Here is an 18,960-nt window from a genome sequence, read left to right as displayed (position 1 = left end):
ATGCGCGATACGCTCAAGCTGTTCGAAGGCATCCGCAGCAAGGTGGGCTGGGATGTGCAGCTCTGCCACGACGTGCACGAACGCCTGAAGCCGATCGAAGCAATCAAGTTCGCGCAGGAAATGGAGCAGTTCGACCTGTTCTTCCTCGAAGATGCAATTGCACTGGAAGAAGGCGAATGGCTGAAGGAATTGCGTGCCAAGACCAGCATCCCGCTGGCGCAGGGCGAACTCTTCAACCATCCGTACGAGTGGAAGAAGATCATTGCCGATCACCTGATCGACTACATCCGCGTGCACCTGAGCCAGATCGGTGGCATCACCCCGGGCCGCAAGCTGCAACTGTTCGCCGAGCAATACAACGTGCGCACCGCCTGGCACGGCCCGGGCGACATGTCGCCGATGGCGCACGCTGCCAACATCCACATCGACCTCGCCGCGCGCAATTTCGGCGTGCAGGAATGGTCGGGCACCGAACCGCCCAACTTCGTGATCCAGGAACTCAAGGGTCCGCGTGAAGCGCTGCTCGACGTGTTCCCCGGCCTGCCGGAGTTCCGCAACGGTTATGTCTACGCCAACGACAAGCCGGGCCTGGGTGTGGATATCAACGAAGCGGAAGCCGCCAAGTATCCGTGCGAGAACACCATCACCACATGGACGCAGACCCGGCTGGTCGATGGCACTTTGCAGGTGCCTTGAGAGCCGGCTGTTTCCCCTCTCCCCAACCCTCTCCCGCATACGGGAGAGGGAGCAAAACTGGTGGATTAGCCAAGCATTCCCCTCGCCCGCTTGCGGGAGAGGGTTGGGGAGAGGGTTATTTGCTGGGCCGATTTGTGCTTGGCACCATGTGAATATCCACGAAACGCATCAATCCCGACATGGGCAGCATGCAATGCTTTAGCATTGTGCACTACCCTTTCCCGGGCCTTTTTGCCCCATTTGCTTCATGGCCACCCAACCCACCCACTCCTTCAAAGCCGACCTGCTGCTTTTCGGCACCACCTTCATTGCCAGCGCGGGCTGGATTTTTTCAAAAGAAACGCTGGCGGGTATGCCACCACTGCTGTTTATCGGCGCCCGCTTTCTTCTGGCCGGGTTGCTGCTCAGTGTGCTGAGCATTCCGCATTTGCGGGCGATCAAGCGAACCACCCTGGGTGGACCATTACTGGTGGGAATATTGTTTGCAGCGGCAATGGCACTCTGGGTCTTGGGTCTGGCGCATAGCTCCCACATTGGCGAAGGTGCATTCATTTTCAGCATGAGCGTGGTTCTGGTGCCGGTTTTTGCCCGCCTGTTCTTTGGGGAGCATCCCCCGCTGAGTACCTGGCTGGCATTGCCGATCTCGATGACCGGTTTTGCCTGCCTGCTGCTGGAGCACGGTTTTCAGGTCGAACCTGGGCAGCTGTTTTACCTGGGTGCCGCCCTGCTCTTCGCACTGCTATACAACATCAACGCGCGCGTGCTGCGCGAGGTATCCGCCCGCGCGTTAAGCAGTATCCAGATGCTGGTGGTCGGTAGTTTGATTCTGCCGGCAGCACTTTTGCTGGAACCGGTACCTGGCCATGTATCCCTTGAGGTTCTGGGCTGGTTCGCCGCCAGCGCCTTTTTGGCCACGACCTTGCGTTTCTTCCTGCAAATGTACGGGCAAAGCCTGACTACACCCAGTCATACCGCAATCATCATGATGTTCGAACCGATGCTCACTGCCATCACCGCTGCGTGGTGGTATGGCGAAACCATGGGCGTGCTGCAGGTTTTTGGCTGTCTGCTGATTTTCTTCGCGCTGATCGTAAGCCGCTGGTACTGGATACGCAGTTTGCTGCGCAACATCTTATGACAACCTGCTCATGATCCCGCTGCAAAGCCGTGATCAGGGCGCTTACCCAACACCACGGACTATTTTCTGCGGCATCGGTGACTCGGCGGAAAGCAGAACCAGATCAGCAGTACCAGCAGGCCAAACAGGGTATAGACCAGCACGAAAACCCAGCCAGGCGCTTCGAAAAACAGGATGCGCTGCAGCCAATATTCGATGAAACCTTGCTGATGGACTGGAGCCTGTGCCTGCTGGCGCAGCCAGCGCTCCAGCGTGGTGAGCGGGCACTCCGCACCCAGCCAGGCTTGTGCCACGACAAAAGCAATGGCTGCACCATGCAGCAACCTGAAGCGGAAGCCATTGACCCACTGCCACTGGCGCAGGTTGCCCGCGATGATCAGCACCAGCCCGCCGACAACGAAAACAACCACGGCAAAATGCAGCATCAGCACGCCATCGGCCAGCCACTGATAGAGCCATGCTTCCCGCATTGAAATCACCTTATCCTGATCGACCCTGCAACACAGGAACTGCGTCGGCAAAGCTCCTGAAGCGCTCAACCAATGCATGCGCAGTTTGCTGCAACAGACTGGCATCCACAGCCAGCGCCAGCTTGAGCCCACTCGCGATCATCGGCACTTCGGCTGTTTCAGGCACGCCCTCGGCTTCCCAGGTAGAAGCGAATGCAGCCTGTTTGCTTGGGTGACCAGCGGCAGTTGTCGGATGGACCAGATTGATACGCGGCAAACCATGGGCCATGGCCACGATACGGCCGTGCAGGCTGCTGCCGCAGTAGGCGCGGCTGCCTGCAATCAACGCGCAGATGTCCCAGATATCAAGCGATGCAAACACGGTGACCTTCTCGGCCTGCATGCGCGCCACCAGTCGCCGGTAGACCTCCGCGTCATCATGCCAGGGCGCAGAACCTGCGCGGAACAGCACCACGCCCAGGCCAGTCTCAGCCATGATCTGATCCAGTTGGGCAGCGATGATGGCCAGCGTGGCATCGTCGCCGAAATCGGCACTGAACTGGATTGCAAGATAACCGCCGGCAAAATGTTTTGCGATCTGGGCAACCTCGCCTGCCAGACCATGCGCAAGGATTTTCTGGCCGAAAAACTCTGCCACCATCACGGCCGGATCGGGGACCAGGCTGGCAGCGATGCCGGCTGCGGCAAGATGCGCCAATGTCCGCTCATCGCGCACGCCAATCCAATCAGCCCCGGCAAGCTTGACCAGCACTTCGGTACGCAACGCCAGCTCACACGCATCAAGATCTACACCGCCCACGCCCAGATAGGCAATCGACTCCGCCAGGGGAAACAGCGCACGCGATATGCAATAGGGTGCCAGATCGTTCAGGCCCAACTGCCGCGCAGCCCAAGCGTGCCTTGCTGCTTTATCGTTATCCAGCCGCGCTATGGTGCCCTGCACTGTATCGAGTGGCTGCAGCATGATCGCTGCCTGCCAGGCATCGCAGGTCAGGATTTCACCGCCGACATGGATCAGCCGGACTGGAAGGTTCGCACACTTAGCAGCCAGCCGCGTCAACGATTCGACCCGATGCCCGCCGTAGATCTGCAGATCGCGATCAACCAGCCCGGCAAATCTCACGTCTTCATCGCGCAGCAAGGCCGCAGCGATATGTGCAAACAGCAGATCGCCGAAATTGTGCCGATCGAATGCACCGAAAAGGATAGTTGGCATGGGGCAAGCTCATCATGCATCGCTTGCACTGAGCATAGGCCGGCTGGATTGCCGCAGTCAGAAAACTCCCCTCGCCTACCGTTGGTCTGTCCGCCGGCATTCCAGAATGCAAGCTCTTGTCTAGGATGAAAACAGATATACCAAGGGTTGAATCATGCAAACCCAGCAACAGGACGAATCCCGCTTCAAGCATCTGCGCCAGCAAATGCTGGAGGAAATCGCCAGCGAGACCTACTGCGTAAGCGATTGCATCGGCAAGCTCAACCTTGATGCCGAAGTGATGGCTGTCATGGCACAAGTGCCGCGGCACTTGTTTGTTCCGGATGATCTGCGCGACTATGCCTATCTCAACCAGCCGCTTCCCATCGGCTACGACAAGACGATCTCGCAGCCGTTCATCGTGGCACTGATGACCGACCTGCTGCAGATCAAGCCAAGCAATACAGTTCTGGAAATCGGTACCGGGCTGGGTTATCAGACTGCGGTGCTATCGCGCCTGGCGCGGCGAGTCTACAGTGTTGAGCGCATTGAAGGGTTGTCCTGCCAGGCACGGAAACGGTTGGCCAGTCTCGGTTATGACAATATCGAGATCCGCCACGGTGATGGCCACCTTGGCTGGCCGGAACATGCCCCCTATGACAGGGTGATCGTAACCGCCGCGCCGCATGCCATCCCGCCGGATCTGATCGAACAACTCAAGCCGGGCGGTCGCATGGTGCTGCCCGTGGGCCATTTCTATAGCCAGCAATTGCTGCTGCTGACCAAGGATGGCCTGGGCAGAACCGAGACCAAGGCCATCCTGCCAGTGATCTTCTCCGCACTGGATGCGGGCGAGCTGCGCCTGGATGGCGAAGGTGGCGAGCATCATGGCCACTGAACTCGATCTGGCCGCGCAACGCCGACTGGTTGAGGCGCTACGCGATCCTGCCGGCTATCCGCACCCGGTCGGTCATGTCAGTGTCATCGAAACACATATCTCGTTCGTGCTGTTAACGGGCAACTTTGCCTACAAGATCAAGAAAGCCGTCGACCTGGGTTTCGTCGACTACACCACCCTGGCTCAGCGTCAGTTCTTCTGCGAGGAAGAGCTGCGCCTCAACCGCCGATTGGCGCCATCGTTGTATCTGGCTGTTGTTCCACTTTCGGGCAGTCCGGAACACCCTGTGCTGGACAACGGCGGTGAACCGATTGAATTTGCCGTAAAAATGACCGAGTTTGCCCAGCGTGATTTATTGGATCAGGTACTGGCACGTGATGAGCTGACATTTTCCCAACTCGATATCCTGGCATTGCGGCTGGCGGAATTTCACCAGCAGATGCCAAGCGCCCCCCCAGCATCAGTCTTTGGTAGCCTGCAGACGGTGCAAGGAGCTGTTGCCGATAATTTCACGACCCTGCGTGCCGATCTTGCCGGTGATGCGCGGCTGCGTGCGCTGCATGCCTGGTGCGAGCGTGAATGCACGTCGCTGGAGGCGACCCTGCGCGCGCGACAAGCGTCCGGATGGATTCGCGAAGGCCATGGTGACCTGCATCTGGGGAATCTGCTGCTGCACCAGGGCAAGCCGCTGGCGTTCGATTGCATCGAATTCAACCCAAGCTTGCGCTGGATTGATGTGATCAATGATCTGGCGTTTCTGGTCATGGATCTGGTCGCACATGGCCGGCCCGATTATGCCTGGCACCTGCTCAATACCTGGCTGGAGAACACCGGAGATTACGCCGGCATGGCCATGCTGCGTTTCTATATGGTCTACCGTGCGCTGGTTCGCGCCAAGGTGGCGTGCCTGCGCAAGAATGATCCAGCCCAGGCACCATCCGTACAGCAGTTGGCAACTGAAGCCGCCAGCCATTATCTGGATATCGCCCAGTTGCTGAGACTGCCTACGCCACGGGTGCTCTTGATCACGCATGGTTTTTCCGGTTCCGGCAAAAGCCGGCTGGCTCGCCAGATCATCGAGCATCTTGGCGGCATACGTCTGCGCGCAGATGTGGAAAGAAAGCGCCTGCAACAATTGGCGCCCTTGCAGGCGAGCCAGTCCGGGCTCAATACCGGGCTGTATACGCCGTCCGCAACCGAGGCCACTTATGCCCGGTTGGCAACACTGGCGGAAACGGTGACTCAAGCAGGCTACCCGGTAATCATCGATGCGGCCTGCCTGTATCGATGGCAACGCAATCTCTTTCGTGAACTGGCGCACCGACTCGGCCTGCCCTATCTGATCCTGGATTGCCACGCGCCTGTTGATGTGATGCGCCAGCGTATTGTCGCGCGCCACAACGACCCGTCCGAGGCCACGCTGGCAGTTCTGGAGCAGCAATTGGCCAGTGCCGAAACCCTGGCGGCCGACGAGCTGCCCTGCTGCATCAGCGTAGACAGTACCGACGACTACCTGCCTGCCGTGTTGAACCAAATCCGTCTGTATCTTCAGGCGCCACGCTGCCTATAGTGAAAGAGAGAATCACTTGCGAGCGGAATGCAAAAATGACAACACCAGCCCCCCTCAAGCCGCAGCAACTCCACCATGCCTGTGACCCGCACGCGTTCAGTTTCCATACCACGGCGGATTTGCCTGACATGACCGAAATCATCGGCCAGACGCGCGCCATCAATGCGGTGCGGTTTGGCGCCGGCATCAGGCGGGAGGGCTACAACCTGTTTGTGCTGGGCCCGGAAGGGATAGGCAAGCGCAGCCTGGTAAGCCAGTTCCTGGAACAGAAATCGCATGCCGAATCCAATCCATCCGACTGGTGTTACGTCAACAATTTCGCCGAGCCCCACAAACCTCTGGCCCTGAAACTGCCGACCGGCAAGGGCGCCAGGCTTCGCCAGCACATGGAGCAACTGGTTGACTATCTGCGCACGGCCATCCCGGCCCTGTTTGAGAGCGATGAATATCGCAGCAAGGTCAGTGCCATCCAGGAAGAATTCAGCAAGCAGCAGGAGCAGGCGTTCAAGGAACTGGAAGAGGATGCCAGCCAGCATGATGTGGTGTTGCTGCGCACATCCGACGGCTTTGGCTTTGCCCCCACGCGCGACAAGGAAGTCATTCCACCCGAAGAGTATGAAAAGCTGCCCGATGCCGAAAAAAACCGGCTGGCCAGCGCGATCAACCGCCTGCAGGAAAAACTGACCAAGATCCTGCATCACGTGCCGCAGTGGCGCAAGGAACGCGGCGAGCGCATCAAGCAGCTCAATCGCGAGATCATGCTATCGATGGTCGAGCACCTGATCGACGATATCCGCGCCGATTATCGCGAATTGCCCGCCGTGCAGGCTTATCTCGATGCCGTGCAGCAGGATATGGCCGAACATGGCGATGATTTCCGCAAGCCGGAGGAAACCCCCAGCGTCGCCGACATGGGTGCCGTGTTGCGCCAGAACTTCCATCGTTATGAAGTGAATGTGCTGGTCAGCAATGGCCACAAGCATGGGGCACCGATCATCGAGGAAGACAACCCTTCCTACAGCAATCTGGTTGGCCGGGTGGAGCATATCTCGCAACTGGGCGCACTGATCACCGATTTCACCCTGATCAAACCAGGCGCACTGCACCGTGCCAACGGCGGTTATCTGCTGCTCGATATCCGCCGCGTGCTGCTGCAACCCTTCGGCTGGGAAGGATTGAAGCGCGCCCTGCAATCGCGTGAAATCCGCATTGAATCACTTGGGCAGATTTTCAGCCTGATCAGCACGGTCTCGCTCGAACCCGAGCCGATTCCACTTGATGTGAAGATTGTTCTGTTCGGCGATCGCTTCCTTTATTACCTGCTTGAGCAATACGACCCCGACTTTGCCGAACTCTTCAAGGTGGTGGCCGATTTCGAGGAGCGCATCGAGCGCACGGCCGAATCGCAGATGTTGTATGCGCGCATGATCGCCACGCTCTGCCGCAAGGAAAAGCTGCGCCCGCTCGATCGTGGTGCAGTCGCGCGCGTGGTCGAATACGGTGCGCGGCTGGTGAACGATTCCGAACGGCTATCGACCCATATGCGCAGCGTGGCAGACCTGCTGCGGGAGGCGGATTACTGGGCGCACGAGGCAGGTCATACCGTTGTCGGGGCCTCCGATGTGCAGCAGGCCATCGACACGCAGATCCACCGGCAGGATCGCTTGCGTTCGCGCCTGCATGAAGAAATCCTGCGCGGCACCCTGATGATCGACACCCAGGGCAGCGTGATCGGGCAGATCAACGCGCTTTCCGTGCTGGCACTGGGCAATTTTGCTTTTGCCATGCCAACGCGCATCACCGCCACCACCCGGCTGGGTGAGGGCGATTTGGTCAATATCGAGCGTGAAGTGAAATTATCCGGCGCGTTTCATTCGAAAGGCGTACTGATTCTGAGTGCCTTCCTGACATCACGTTATGGCAAGAACCGGCCGCTGGCCTTTTCCGCCAGCCTGGCCTTCGAGCAATCCTATGCCATGATCGATGGCGACAGTGCATCGATGGCAGAGTTGTGCGTGTTGCTCTCCAACCTGGCCGAGGCACCGATCCGGCAATCACTGGCCATCACGGGTTCGGTCAACCAGTTTGGCCAGGCGCAGGCAATCGGCGCGGTCAACGAAAAAATCGAGGGGTTCTTCGATATCTGCGTGGCTCGCGGGTTAACAGGAGACCAGGGCGTTCTGATACCGGCGGCCAACGTCAAACACCTGATGCTGCGCTGGGATGTCGTGGCTGCCGCGCAAGCCGGTAAATTCCACATTTATCCGATCGAACACGTCGATCAGGCGATCTCGCTGCTCACTGGCCTGGCAGCAGGCGAGGCCGATGCGCATGATCATTACCCGCCGCAAAGCATCAATGCCAAGGTGGCCAAGCGCCTTGGCGACTGGTTCGATCTGCGCAAGTCGCTGGCGCAGGAGTCAGGGCGCAAATCCCGTCCTTCACGCAGCAAGGGAAAATAGTGCAGTCAGTGCTGATCCTTATCCAGCCACTCGGCCAGTGCCTGCAGCCGTGGCGAGATGCTGACCGGATACGGCTCGGCGCTGGTCGCAAGTGCGCGCAAAGCGTGCGGCAATCGCGTCAGGGAGGTCGCAGCATGCTCGCGCAATGAATGCAGCGGTTCGGGTCGGTTGATGCGCCTGCCCTGATGCATCACGTGCCTGAGTTGCGGCACCCAGCAATCACAGGGCGGTATTTCCTCCTCCAGCGTGACATGATCGCAGGCAAAACGGCTGTCCTCGCCGAATATCCGGTAGACCTGCTTGGCACCCGGCCAGGTTGCCTTGCCTTCCGAGCGCTTGCGCCGTGGTTTGCCGGCATAGGCCTGCAATTTATAGGCGGAATCCAGATAGGCCATGTCAGCAGAGGTGGTCAGCTTGGTGCCGATGCCGAAACCGTTAATTGGTGCGCGCTCGGCCAACAGGTGGGCAATGGCCACTTCATCGAGATTGCCACTGGCAAAAATGCGCACCTCTTGCAACCCGCCGGCATCCAGGATCGACCTGACCTGCCTGGCATGGCCTGCCAGATCACCGCTATCGATACGTACCGAATTCAATTTGATGCCGCGCGCATGCAATTGTGGCGCCAGCGCCACCACCTTGGCAGCAGCAGCTTCGGTATCGTAGGTATCGATCAGCCAGGTAAGATTTTGCGGCTGTGACAAGGCAAATTGCAGGAAAGCATTGGATTCGCTCGCATGGGCTTCGATATAGGAATGTGCCATGGTGCCAAAGATGGGGATGCCATAACGCTGTCCAGCCAGCACCGTGGCCGTGCCGGCGAATCCGGCCAGATAGGCGGCGCGAGCCGCCAGCATGCCAGCCTCGGCGCCATGCGCGCGACGCAGGCCGAAATCGATCAGTAGCTTGCCCGGTGCGGCCAGGACACAGCGTGCGGCCTTGCTGGCGATCAACGATGAATAGTTGACCAGGTTGATCAGGCGGCTTTCCACCAGTTGTGCTTCAGCAATCGGCGCCTCAATCCGCAACACGGGTTCATTGGCAAAGAAAACGCTGCCTTCGCGCATGGCGTACACCTCGCCGGTGAAGCGCAAATCGCGCAGCCAATGCAGGAAATCCGCCTTGAAGCGCCCGGTTTGCTTGAGCCAATCCACGTCTTCCTGGCTGAAATGCAGCTTTTCCAGATAATCGAGCGCCTGTTCAATCCCTGCCAGCAGCAAGAAATTGCGTTGTTCCGGCAAGGTACGCACATAGAGTTCAAATACAGCCTGATCGTGCATGTCTTCGTCGAAATACGCCTGCAGCATGGTGAGTTCATACAAATCCGTCAGCAAGACGCTCTCATGATTCATGGCTGTGCCTCGCACAAATCGTCATAACTCAAGATGCGGGCCCCGGCCACCTGCATTATCCGGATTGCCCGCGCGCCGTCATCTGCGTGAACATCGACCGCCCGTATGGCATCTTGCAGCAGGAATACCCGGAATTTTCCTGTTAATGCATCCTTCACCGTTTCCAGCACACAGTAATCGGTGGCCAATCCGCAGATATAGAGCCGCTGGCATCCTCGCTGCTGCAGTCGTTGTGCCAGGCCCGTTCCCTGAAAACCGGAATATGCATCCTGCTGCGCCTCGGTGGCCTTGGATATCACCCAGGAATCTGCCGGCTGCAGCAGATTCGGCGCAAAAGCCGCGCCGCTGGTATCGGCAACACAATGCTCGGGCCAAGGCCCGCCCTGTTGCTGGAAAGAGCAATGGTTGGCGGGATGCCAGTCACGGGTGAATATCACGGGCAAGCCCCGTGCGTGGAAAAGCGCGATATAGCGATTGATGACCGGCACGACTTCATCGCCATGCGGAACAGCCAGCGCGCCGGCTGGCAGAAAATCACGCTGCACATCGACAACGACCAGTGCATCCGTTGATTGCAGTGAAACGGTTTTTTCCGGCAGATCCATTTCTTACCTCGGCTATGCTGTAAGGACCTGTTCAAGTTCAAAGTCTTGCAGCGAGGCTCTACGCACATATCGCCAATACCGCATCGCACAAATGCTTTTATAGCCAGCACAGCATCGCTTGTAAGTTTTTTCGCAACGAAACAACGCCGAGCGGGAGATCATCATGGATAAGCCCAAAGGATTGCGTACCTGTCTCTACGATGCGGCACAGCTCAACGTGGTACTGGAAGACATGGCAAGGCAAATCGCCGGGCTGCTGGCCAGGCGCGATCGAGTCGCCGTGATCGGCATCTTGCGCCGTGGCGCGCCGCTGGCTGACCGGATTACTGAAATCCTGGTTCGCGAATACAGCCTCGCCCCACCCGTGCGGCTGAATCTGGATATCAAGCGCTATGCCGATGATCTCACCCTGCTCTATCCAGAAACCCGGCTTAACACCCACGAGTTGGCCGGACTGGATCTGCGCGGCCATACCCTGCTGGTGGTCGATGACGTGCTCTATACCGGGCATTCCCTGCTGCGTGCCGTGACCTTTCTGGCCAATATGGCACCGGATGAAATTCGCGTGGCGGTACTGGTCGACCGTGGCGCGACCTTGCTTCCGATTCGTACCGATGTGGTGGGCATCCGGCTGGATGTGGCACCGCCAGATGTCATCGAATGCAACATTCCGCCTTATGAGGCGCAACTCAAAATTGATTTGCTGCAACTGCAAGCATGATGGGCCCCGTAATGGAACTCGCGGGCCGATTCAGGATCAAAAAGAATAATTCTCAATAAATCACTACCGGCCCAGTTGGCAGACCGGGATACCCAGGAGGAGTAAACATCATGATCGAATTCATCGTTGAAGATCTGATCAGTGATCTATGTGCCGGTACTGTAGCCGACGCCATCAAAAATACTGATCTGGATGCCGTGGTCGAAGTGAATGTCGCAGAACATCTGGTTCGCGTCGATACATCCATGGCAGCGGAAGATATTGAATCCGCCATCCGCAACGCAGGTTACAGCCCGGCCTTGGTTGAAATGCAAAGCGGCTGGTGATCGTATTTCCAATCGCAAGGCTAGTTTCAGAGCTTTGCAGCCTGAAAGTGGCCTTGTGCGTCTGTCAGAATCCCGCAGTTTCAGGTTTATCCAAATGAAAACCCGCTTCCGGCACTCAGGCCATGAAGCGGGTGGTTACTTGTCGGTTCCATGTTGCCAGCACCATCACGGGTCGTGATTTGCTGCTTGTCGAATCAATGCGTTGATCAAAAATGCCCTGTCTTGCTTGCCCGATTGACCATCCAGGCAAAAATCCATCACACCTGAACCAGCCCCAACAATTTGCCGATTTTGGTGGATAACTCGTCGTACTCCCTCTTGGCACTTTCAATGTCCAGATGACAACGGTTGCTCACAGGAATATGGCGAATTTGCATGGTCTCCCCATTCAAGCCATCTACACAGGGCTCGGCATACACAACATAAAATCCAGTATCCATACCTTTTACCATTTCTATTCCCGTTTGTTATTGGCGTGTCGCGTGAAACATGGCCATCCCAACAGCAGGCGACCATACCAATCCTGAAGTTTTATCTCGCCGCACATGCCGTTACACCATGCGTACACTTGGCGATCAAAAACAACTCAATTGGTACTTTCCAGTATAGAAGGCAGGCTCAGGGTTACAAGGAAAAATTGCTTCGGTGATCATTCATGCTTGCCCGGCGCGGAGACATTCTGCTTGATCGCCGGCTTGCGCTTGCGTACCGCTGGTTGCCCTTTTTGCAGGTTTCCCATGCGTCGATGGATTTCATCGGAATCCATCCAGATATCTTCGCCACGCAAGATCCGCTCAACCTCGTCATCCATCAGAAACGGTTTGCAGACGTGGCGCATGACCTTCTCGAACCACTTGCTGATGGCAAGCACTTGCGCCTGCTGTTCATTGCCCTTGCCGATCAGCGCAGAGGAATAGTTGTGGAACATCAATTGGCAGGTGTCATGCACGATCAGCTCATCGCCGGACAGGAAAATGAGCGCTCCCATCGAATAGGCACGCGCCTCCAGTACGGTGATGACACGCGCAGGGCTGGCGCCTATGTTGTTGATGATCTGCAAGCCGGTATCAAAATTGCCGCCCGGCGTATTAAGGTGCAGATAGATGATGTCCACTTCGCTCGCGGTTCTGAGCGTGTACAACAGATCGGTGTACTGGATCGGCGCACCGATCTCGCCCGACAGGTAGAAGGAAATCTGCCGGACGACTCCTTGTGTTTCGTAACGCTTGAAAACCGGCAGCGGTGTTTCCGTCTCGTCATCATCATCGGACTTGTTGCACACGGGTAACAGTCTATGTTCTGACAGGGTCATGGCGCTTCTCCTCACGATGGGAACGCATCGTCCGGAATTACACATGCCGGCTTGGAACTCCGGACTCTCAGTACCATCATAGAAGAAAGGACTGCGCGACGTTTGCGCCTTAAAACGCAACCGCTTTTCCCAAGAACTTGTTCACAATCTGTAGCGAGAGGTCGTCAGCAGGGTGAAGAGCAGCGCAAAAACCGGAATGTACAAGGAGTACATGAGGATTTTGAGCAGCACATGAACCCTGATCACGGCCTCGCAGTAAGATTGTGAACAGGTTCTAAGAGACAGTGCGGAGACTCCACCATGGCCTGTCGAACACTCATCCGGCTGCGGCACCTGTTGGCCGACCCCATGCTGTGCCTAGCCATGTTTGCCGGCATTGCCAGCACGCATGTCGCGGCAGAGGATGCCCTACTCTGGTTCCGAGATGGCCTGCCCACCGCCGAAGCACACCAGGCCGTTGAAATTCTGGCGCAGGCCACCTCCGAAGGACTCGATCCGGCCGACTACGAAGCGGAATCCCTGGCCATGGGCATCAACAATGCCAGCGCAACTGGCCGCCTGCCATCTGCCCGGATCGAACAACTGGATCAGACACTGACCAGCGCCATGCAGCGCTATTTGTCTGATCTGCATTCGGGGCGGATAACGCCAGAGCAGGTACGGGCGGACTATTCCGCACCCACGGACAAATTCGATGCGGCAAGTTATCTGCGCAATGCATTGTCTGTCGGGAAACTGGCCGAATACAGCCGCAATGCCGTACCGGCCTCACCTTTTTATGACAACCTGCGCCAGGCGCTGGCCCGCTATCGGCCACTGCAGCAACACCCTGCCTGGCAAGCTCCATTACCGCCCCTGCCCGGCAAAAAACTGGAAGCAGGACAAAGCTATGCCGGCGTGGCACTACTGGCGCATCGCCTGCAAGCCTTGGGCGATCTTGCGCCTGATGCAACGGCAAACGGCTTGTACGACGCCCGTTTGGCGCAAGCTGTCCGTGCGTTCCAGCAGCGGCATGGCCTGGTGGCGGATGGAGTAATCGGTGCCAAAACCCTGGAGCAGCTGCAGATAACCCCTGCGCAACGCGTCGGGCAGATCACGTTGAATATGGAAAGATTGCGCTGGACACCCATCTACCGCCAGCAGCGCATGATCCACGTAAACATTCCGGAATTTGCCCTGCGCGCTTTTGAAGGTAGTCCTCGGGGTATGGAGCTCATGTTCTACAGCAGGATAATTGTCGGCAATGCAGGCAAGACTCGTACGCCCCTGTTTGATGAAACCATGCGTTTTATCGAATTCAGCCCTTACTGGAATGTTCCTCGTTCGATTGCGCGCGGGGAAACTATCCCCAAGCTTCGCCGCGATCCGGCCTACTTTTATGAACAGGGTTTTGAGTTCGTGGGCAATAACCGGGCGATCGACAGAAACCTCTCCCATGCCAATATCGAGGGGGTATTGCGCGGCGAACAGCGTATCCGCCAGCGGCCCGGTCCGGAAAATGCACTGGGGAAAATCAAGTTTGTTTTCCCCAATCATGAAAACATCTACATGCACGACACCCCGGCCAAACAACTGTTCACGCATGAACGGCGTGATTTCAGCCATGGCTGCATTCGTATCCAGTATCCATTCGAACTGGCCAAATTCGTGTTGCGTGATGATCCTGCCTGGGATGAAACCCGGATCACCGAAGCCATGGACAAAGGTGAATCTCGAACGATCCGCTTGCGGGAACCGATACCGGTTGTGCTTGCCTATCAGACGGTGATGGTCGCAAATGACGAACGGATCTATTTCTTCCCGGATATCTACGGGTACGATCAGCTTCTGGAAAACGCCCTGCGCCAACGTAAACCGTCGACACTTGCCAACACGGCGTCGTCGAACTGAACGCACCGCATACGGACTTATGACAAAGACAACCGATACACTCTCTCGCCGCCATTTTCTCGGCCAAACAGCCAAACTTGCCCTCGCCAGCGCCACCTTGCCCCTGGCAGTTCCGAGTTGGGCATCATTGCAAACGACACCTTCATCCCCCGTGATCGAGCTGCCGAATGCACGAAAACTGGCACTGGATCATCTGCATACACGCGAACAGCTTTCACTGCTGTATGCATCCAACAGCGATTACATTCCCGAATCACTGGATACGCTCAACCACTTCCTGCGCGACCATTATTCCGGGGAAATTGGCAAAATGGATCCTGAATTGTTTGATCTGCTCTATCAGATCAGGCAGACACTGGGCAGCAAGGCTTCTGTCCAGATCATTTCCGGCTATCGCAGCCCGAAAACCAACACCCTGCTGCGCAATACGCGCGGCGGTGGCGTGGCCAAGCATAGCCTGCACATGGAAGGCAAAGCTGTGGATATCCGTCTGCCCGGCGTGCCGCTGAAGGATTTGCGCGATGCAGCGCTATCCATGCGCGGCGGTGGCGTGGGTTTTTATCCAGGACAGCAATTTGTGCACATCGACACTGGCAGAGTGCGCACCTGGCAAGGCTGATCCTTGCCTGAACATAGACTGACAATGAAAGAGGCCCTGATCAGGGCCTCTTTCTACTGACTTTGCATGATTCTCAAATGGCCGTGAATTTGCCCTCTGCAATCATGCTATCTATTTGTTTCTCGGCTTCCAGCCAGTCGCATTCAATGGAACCCTCGGCAAAACCACGCCGCTCGGCAATATAGTACGCAGCCACTTCAATCAGATGATGGCGCTCTTCCGCTGAAATGGTTGCTGCGGCTGCCTTGCGGGTCGCCCGTTTCTTGACGGGCTTTTCCGGTTTTTGCTCAACGGCAACGGCCGCTGCGGGTACTACAGCTTCCGCTTTCTTGCGGGGCGCCCGTTTTTTGGGGGCAATCACTTCTTCAGCCATGACACACTCTCCTTTGTAAAAACTCTGCTTGGCCTGACTTGCTACCGAGCAATTCCGTACCATGCAATTTCAATGCCACTATGCCGTGCGACTGTTATCGTTACTGCCATCCTGTCGCGTTTGGCAAACGCTATCTGCGTGTTTGCACGCCTCTGATCTGACTTTAGGCAAACAGCAGCGACCATCATCGGGGTTAAGTCCGTTGCTGTCACACCAGTTTGCATAGCGTTGCCACAGCTTGGAAATCCAGCAAAACATTGCATTCACCTCGCGCAGAACCCATTCATGGGCAACATGGATTCCATTTTAGACAGCGAATTCAAAAAAATCTGCGCCGCGTTAGCTCATTTTCCGGGCGATTAAGAATCGGGATGCAGCATATTGTCCGGCTTTACCCAGCGCTCAAAATCTTCATTGCTGACATAGCCGAGGGCAAGGGCCGCCTCTTTGAGCGTACTGTTGTCGCGGTGCGCGCGCTTGGCGATTTCGGCGGCACGATCGTAGCCGATATGGGGAGCCAGTGCGGTGACCAGCATCAGTGAACGTTCAAGCAACTCGGCAATGCGTTCCTGACGGGGTTCGATACCTCGCACGCAATGCGCCTCGAAGCTGTGCATGCCATCGGCCAGCAGACGCACGCTTTGCATGAAAGCATGAATGATCAATGGCTTGAAAACGTTCAGCTCGAAATTGCCACTGGCGCCACCGATATTGATAGCCACATCGTTGCCAAATACCTGACAGCACAACATGGTCAGCGCCTCGCACTGGGTCGGGTTGACCTTGCCCGGCATGATCGAACTGCCAGGCTCATTCTCCGGCAAGGCAATCTCCGCCAATCCTGCGCGCGGACCAGATGCGAGCCAGCGAATATCGTTGGCAATTTTCATCAATGCTGCCGCCAGCATCTTCAGTGCGCCATGCGCAAACAACAGCGGATCATGGCAAGCCAATGCAGCGAATTTATTACCAGCAGCCACAAACGGCAAACCGGTGCGAAGTGCCAGTGCTTGCGCCACGCCACTTCCAAATTCCGGATGCGTATTGAGCCCGGTTCCCACAGCCGTGCCACCGATTGCCAGCGCGTACAATCCGGGCAAGGTCGCCGCTATGGCTTCCTCGACCTGCCTGAGCTGGGCCACGTAACCGGAAAATTCCTGCCCAAGCGTCAAGGGCGTGGCATCCTGCAAATGAGTTCGACCGATCTTGATGATGGCTTCGAAAGCCTGCGCCTTTTCCGCCAGCGCAACACGCAACGCCTGCAAGGCAGGCAGCAGTTGCTGGTGCAGGGCCAGACAGGCCGCCACATGCATCGCGGTGGGAAACACATCGTTCGACGACTGCCCCCGATTGACCTCATCGTTCGGATGAATGCAACGCTGCATGCCTCGCTCGCCGCCCAGCAATTCGGATGCCCGGTTAGCCAGCACCTCATTGAGATTCATATTGGTTTGCGTACCGGAACCGGTCTGCCAGACAGAAAGCGGAAATTCATTTTCGTGCAGGCCAGCAAGTATTTCGTCGGCTGCCGAAATAATGGCATTCGCCTTGCCCGCATCGAGCAGGCCCAGTCTGGCATTGACTTGCGCCGCCGCGCGCTTGATCTCTGCCAGGGCCAGAATGACCTCTTTGGGCATGCGCTCTTGTGAGATATGGAAATACATCAGCGAGCGCTGCGTCTGCGCCCCCCACAGATGTTCGGCTGGCACATCTACAGGTCCCAGTGCATCGCGTTCTACTCGCCTCATCTACCCTCTCCTGCTCGTGCCCTGATTGTGTAATAAGCATGGCGGAGCAGGTCGGCAAGAAGCATCGCGTATCGTTGGGGATATGCGGCCTTCAGGCGGGATCAACGGTTGAATATGGGGTTGATTTCAACCGTCACGTGTACCAGTTCTTCATGAATGGCCAATTGTTGCCGGAAGCTATCCGGGTCGACCGGCTCCGTGGTTTCCAGGGCTAGAATGCAGGCGTACTTGCCCTTGCCTACCCGCCACACATGCAAATCGCTGATTCTGGCCGGAACTGGACTGGCAGCAACAAGCTCACGAATTTCGGCCACAACCGGCGCATCCATTTCGGCATCAAGCAGAACCCGGCCGGTATCGCGCAAAAGCCCATAAGCCCATATCGATACCATGAGCGCACCGACAATCCCCATGACGGGATCGAGCCAATTGGCCTGCCACAGCTTGCCTCCGAGCAGGGCGATGATGGCCAGCACCGATGTTGCGGCATCTGCAATGACATGCAGATATGCCGCGCGCTGATTCAGATCATGATGGTGCGCGTCATGATCATGGCCATGGTCGTGATGATGATCATGACCATGGTGATCGTGGTGATCACGTAGCAACCAGGCGCAGGCCAGGTTCACCAGCAGGCCGAGAAAAGCCAGCGCGATGGCCTGATCATAATGAATCGGCTTGGGTGAAATCAGGCGCTCGACCGACTGAAACAACATCAGTGCTGCCACCCCCACCAAGAAAATCGCGCTGGTATAGCCACCCAGAATTTCGATTTTCCAGGTACCAAAGGCGAAACGCTGATCAGTGGAATAACGTCTGGCTGCGGCATAGGCCAGCACAGATAACCCCAAGGCCAGGGCATGCGAACTCATATGCCAGCCATCGGCCAGCAACGCCATCGAGTTGAACAACCAACCGCCAGTAATTTCTGCCACCATCACGATAGCCGTCAGGATCACGGCCCAGCGGGTATTGCGTTCCGCCAGTGGATTGCCCGTATCAAAAACGTGTGAATGGTTCCTGCTGTTTTCGTAAGATAGCGTGTGCATGATCCGTACCCTTGATAATCATTCTCATGCGTATACTATACCCCAGTATAATTCCCGCAAATTGATTCAGGTGAAAAATGCCGCATACCATCAAGCACAAATCCAAATTGCTGACACGCGTTCGTCGCATCAAAGGTCAGGCAGCCGCACTGGAAAATGCACTGGAACAAGGTGTGGAATGCTCGGCGGTTTTGCAGCAGATTGCTGCTATCAGAGGCGCAGTGAACGGACTGATGCTGGAAGTACTCGAGGGGCATCTGCGTGAACATCTGGGCGCTGAGATACCCAGTACTGCGCAACGTGAAGAAGATCTCGAACAGGTGGTTAGCGTCTTGCGTTCGTACCTGAAATAACAAAAAGCCCTGCCGGTTTTCACCGGCAGGGCTCTTTAAGAACGCCAGAAACAATCAGCTACAGAACAGCGACGTCGCCGCACAGATCTGCGCATCGGATACCAACCCGCCCAGCCACGGCAGCAGCAACGACACCACCGGAACATAGGTCACAATCAGCAACACCACAAACAAACCCACATA

At 56.9% G+C, this 18,960-nt stretch carries 19 protein-coding genes; 10 read left to right on the top strand and 9 right to left on the bottom strand.

Annotated features, from left to right (window positions below):
- Positions 1 to 696, top strand: a 696-nt coding sequence (locus AC0KVQ_RS15190; RefSeq protein ID WP_473422031.1) for an enolase C-terminal domain-like protein, incomplete at its 5' end; no start/stop codon positions are given.
- Positions 697 to 943: 247 nt separating this feature from the next.
- A complete protein-coding gene (locus AC0KVQ_RS15185; RefSeq protein WP_473422030.1) occupies positions 944 to 1,834 on the top strand; it encodes a DMT family transporter in 891 nt (296 codons plus the stop codon).
- A gap of 59 nt (positions 1,835 to 1,893) precedes the next feature.
- Here the strand turns inward: AC0KVQ_RS15185 and AC0KVQ_RS15180 are convergent, their stop codons facing one another.
- Both AC0KVQ_RS15180 and AC0KVQ_RS15175 read right to left on the bottom strand, forming a co-directional pair.
- Positions 1,894 to 2,304 carry a DUF2784 domain-containing protein gene (locus tag AC0KVQ_RS15180; protein WP_473422029.1) on the bottom strand — a complete coding sequence of 137 codons (411 nt, stop codon included), beginning with the start codon at positions 2,302 to 2,304 and terminating at the stop codon, positions 1,894 to 1,896.
- A gap of 10 nt (positions 2,305 to 2,314) precedes the next feature.
- Positions 2,315 to 3,520 (bottom strand): polysaccharide pyruvyl transferase family protein, encoded by a 1,206-nt coding sequence (locus tag AC0KVQ_RS15175; RefSeq protein WP_473422028.1) that lies wholly within the window; start codon positions 3,518 to 3,520, stop codon positions 2,315 to 2,317.
- A gap of 154 nt (positions 3,521 to 3,674) precedes the next feature.
- Here AC0KVQ_RS15175 and AC0KVQ_RS15170 point away from each other — a divergent pair, with 154 nt between their 5' ends.
- Genes AC0KVQ_RS15170 through AC0KVQ_RS15160 form a run of 3 tightly spaced genes read left to right on the top strand, consistent with a single transcriptional unit; the run spans position 3,675 to position 8,429 of the window.
- The gene (locus tag AC0KVQ_RS15170; protein ID WP_473422027.1) at positions 3,675 to 4,397 is read left to right on the top strand and encodes a protein-L-isoaspartate(D-aspartate) O-methyltransferase; all 723 of its coding nucleotides are present in this window, start codon (positions 3,675 to 3,677) and stop codon (positions 4,395 to 4,397) included.
- On the top strand, positions 4,387 to 5,967 hold the full coding sequence (locus AC0KVQ_RS15165; RefSeq protein WP_473422026.1) for a bifunctional aminoglycoside phosphotransferase/ATP-binding protein: 1,581 nt from the start codon (positions 4,387 to 4,389) through the stop codon (positions 5,965 to 5,967). Before AC0KVQ_RS15170 ends, AC0KVQ_RS15165 begins: the two co-directional genes overlap by 11 nt.
- Positions 5,968 to 6,002: 35 nt before the next feature.
- On the top strand, positions 6,003 to 8,429 hold the full coding sequence (locus tag AC0KVQ_RS15160) for a Lon protease family protein (RefSeq protein ID WP_473422025.1): 2,427 nt from the start codon (positions 6,003 to 6,005) through the stop codon (positions 8,427 to 8,429).
- A 5-nt stretch (positions 8,430 to 8,434) separates the two neighbouring features.
- On the opposite strand, the gene AC0KVQ_RS15155 is transcribed toward AC0KVQ_RS15160, so the two are convergent.
- The gene (locus AC0KVQ_RS15155; RefSeq protein WP_473422024.1) at positions 8,435 to 9,781 is read right to left on the bottom strand and encodes a nicotinate phosphoribosyltransferase; all 1,347 of its coding nucleotides are present in this window, start codon (positions 9,779 to 9,781) and stop codon (positions 8,435 to 8,437) included.
- Positions 9,778 to 10,386, bottom strand: coding sequence for an isochorismatase family protein (locus tag AC0KVQ_RS15150; protein WP_473422023.1), 609 nt, complete (start codon positions 10,384 to 10,386; stop codon positions 9,778 to 9,780). Before AC0KVQ_RS15150 ends, AC0KVQ_RS15155 begins: the two co-directional genes overlap by 4 nt.
- A 163-nt stretch (positions 10,387 to 10,549) precedes the next feature.
- On the opposite strand from AC0KVQ_RS15150, the gene AC0KVQ_RS15145 reads away from it, so the two are divergent.
- On the top strand, positions 10,550 to 11,107 hold the full coding sequence (locus AC0KVQ_RS15145; protein WP_473422022.1) for a bifunctional pyr operon transcriptional regulator/uracil phosphoribosyltransferase PyrR: 558 nt from the start codon (positions 10,550 to 10,552) through the stop codon (positions 11,105 to 11,107).
- A 110-nt stretch (positions 11,108 to 11,217) separates the two neighbouring features.
- Positions 11,218 to 11,433 (top strand): heavy-metal-associated domain-containing protein, encoded by a 216-nt coding sequence (locus AC0KVQ_RS15140; protein ID WP_473422021.1) that lies wholly within the window; start codon positions 11,218 to 11,220, stop codon positions 11,431 to 11,433.
- Positions 11,434 to 11,690: 257 nt separating this feature from the next.
- Here AC0KVQ_RS15140 and AC0KVQ_RS15135 read toward each other — a convergent pair whose 3' ends face one another.
- Positions 11,691 to 11,885 (bottom strand): hypothetical protein, encoded by a 195-nt coding sequence (locus AC0KVQ_RS15135; RefSeq protein WP_473422020.1) that lies wholly within the window; start codon positions 11,883 to 11,885, stop codon positions 11,691 to 11,693.
- A 197-nt stretch (positions 11,886 to 12,082) separates the two neighbouring features.
- A complete protein-coding gene (locus tag AC0KVQ_RS15130) occupies positions 12,083 to 12,745 on the bottom strand; it encodes a Clp protease ClpP (RefSeq protein ID WP_473422019.1) in 663 nt (220 codons plus the stop codon).
- A 300-nt stretch (positions 12,746 to 13,045) separates the two neighbouring features.
- Here AC0KVQ_RS15130 and AC0KVQ_RS15125 point away from each other — a divergent pair, with 300 nt between their 5' ends.
- Positions 13,046 to 14,635 (top strand): L,D-transpeptidase family protein, encoded by a 1,590-nt coding sequence (locus AC0KVQ_RS15125; protein WP_473422018.1) that lies wholly within the window; start codon positions 13,046 to 13,048, stop codon positions 14,633 to 14,635.
- A gap of 19 nt (positions 14,636 to 14,654) precedes the next feature.
- Positions 14,655 to 15,254, top strand: coding sequence for a peptidoglycan L,D-endopeptidase MepK (gene mepK / locus AC0KVQ_RS15120; protein WP_473422017.1), 600 nt, complete (start codon positions 14,655 to 14,657; stop codon positions 15,252 to 15,254).
- Positions 15,255 to 15,327: 73 nt separating this feature from the next.
- On the opposite strand, the gene AC0KVQ_RS15115 is transcribed toward mepK, so the two are convergent.
- The 3 genes from AC0KVQ_RS15115 to dmeF all read right to left on the bottom strand — a co-directional run bounded on the left by AC0KVQ_RS15115 (position 15,328) and on the right by dmeF (position 18,424).
- The gene (locus tag AC0KVQ_RS15115; protein WP_473422016.1) at positions 15,328 to 15,627 is read right to left on the bottom strand and encodes a DUF2934 domain-containing protein; all 300 of its coding nucleotides are present in this window, start codon (positions 15,625 to 15,627) and stop codon (positions 15,328 to 15,330) included.
- Positions 15,628 to 15,986: 359 nt separating this feature from the next.
- Complete coding sequence (gene fumC, locus AC0KVQ_RS15110; protein WP_473422015.1) at positions 15,987 to 17,375, bottom strand: class II fumarate hydratase; 1,389 nt, start codon at positions 17,373 to 17,375, stop codon at positions 15,987 to 15,989.
- Positions 17,376 to 17,476: 101 nt separating this feature from the next.
- A complete protein-coding gene (gene dmeF / locus AC0KVQ_RS15105; RefSeq protein ID WP_473422014.1) occupies positions 17,477 to 18,424 on the bottom strand; it encodes a CDF family Co(II)/Ni(II) efflux transporter DmeF in 948 nt (315 codons plus the stop codon).
- Between the two features lie 77 nt (positions 18,425 to 18,501).
- Between dmeF and AC0KVQ_RS15100 the strand changes: the two genes are divergently transcribed.
- Positions 18,502 to 18,777 (top strand): metal/formaldehyde-sensitive transcriptional repressor, encoded by a 276-nt coding sequence (locus AC0KVQ_RS15100; protein WP_473422013.1) that lies wholly within the window; start codon positions 18,502 to 18,504, stop codon positions 18,775 to 18,777.
- Positions 18,778 to 18,960: the final 183 nt, after the last annotated feature.

It is taken from the genome of Formivibrio sp. oc-25, assembly GCF_055810895.1.
The sequence above is the reverse complement of the archived record's forward strand: the minus strand, read 5'-3'. Positions and strand labels throughout refer to the sequence as shown.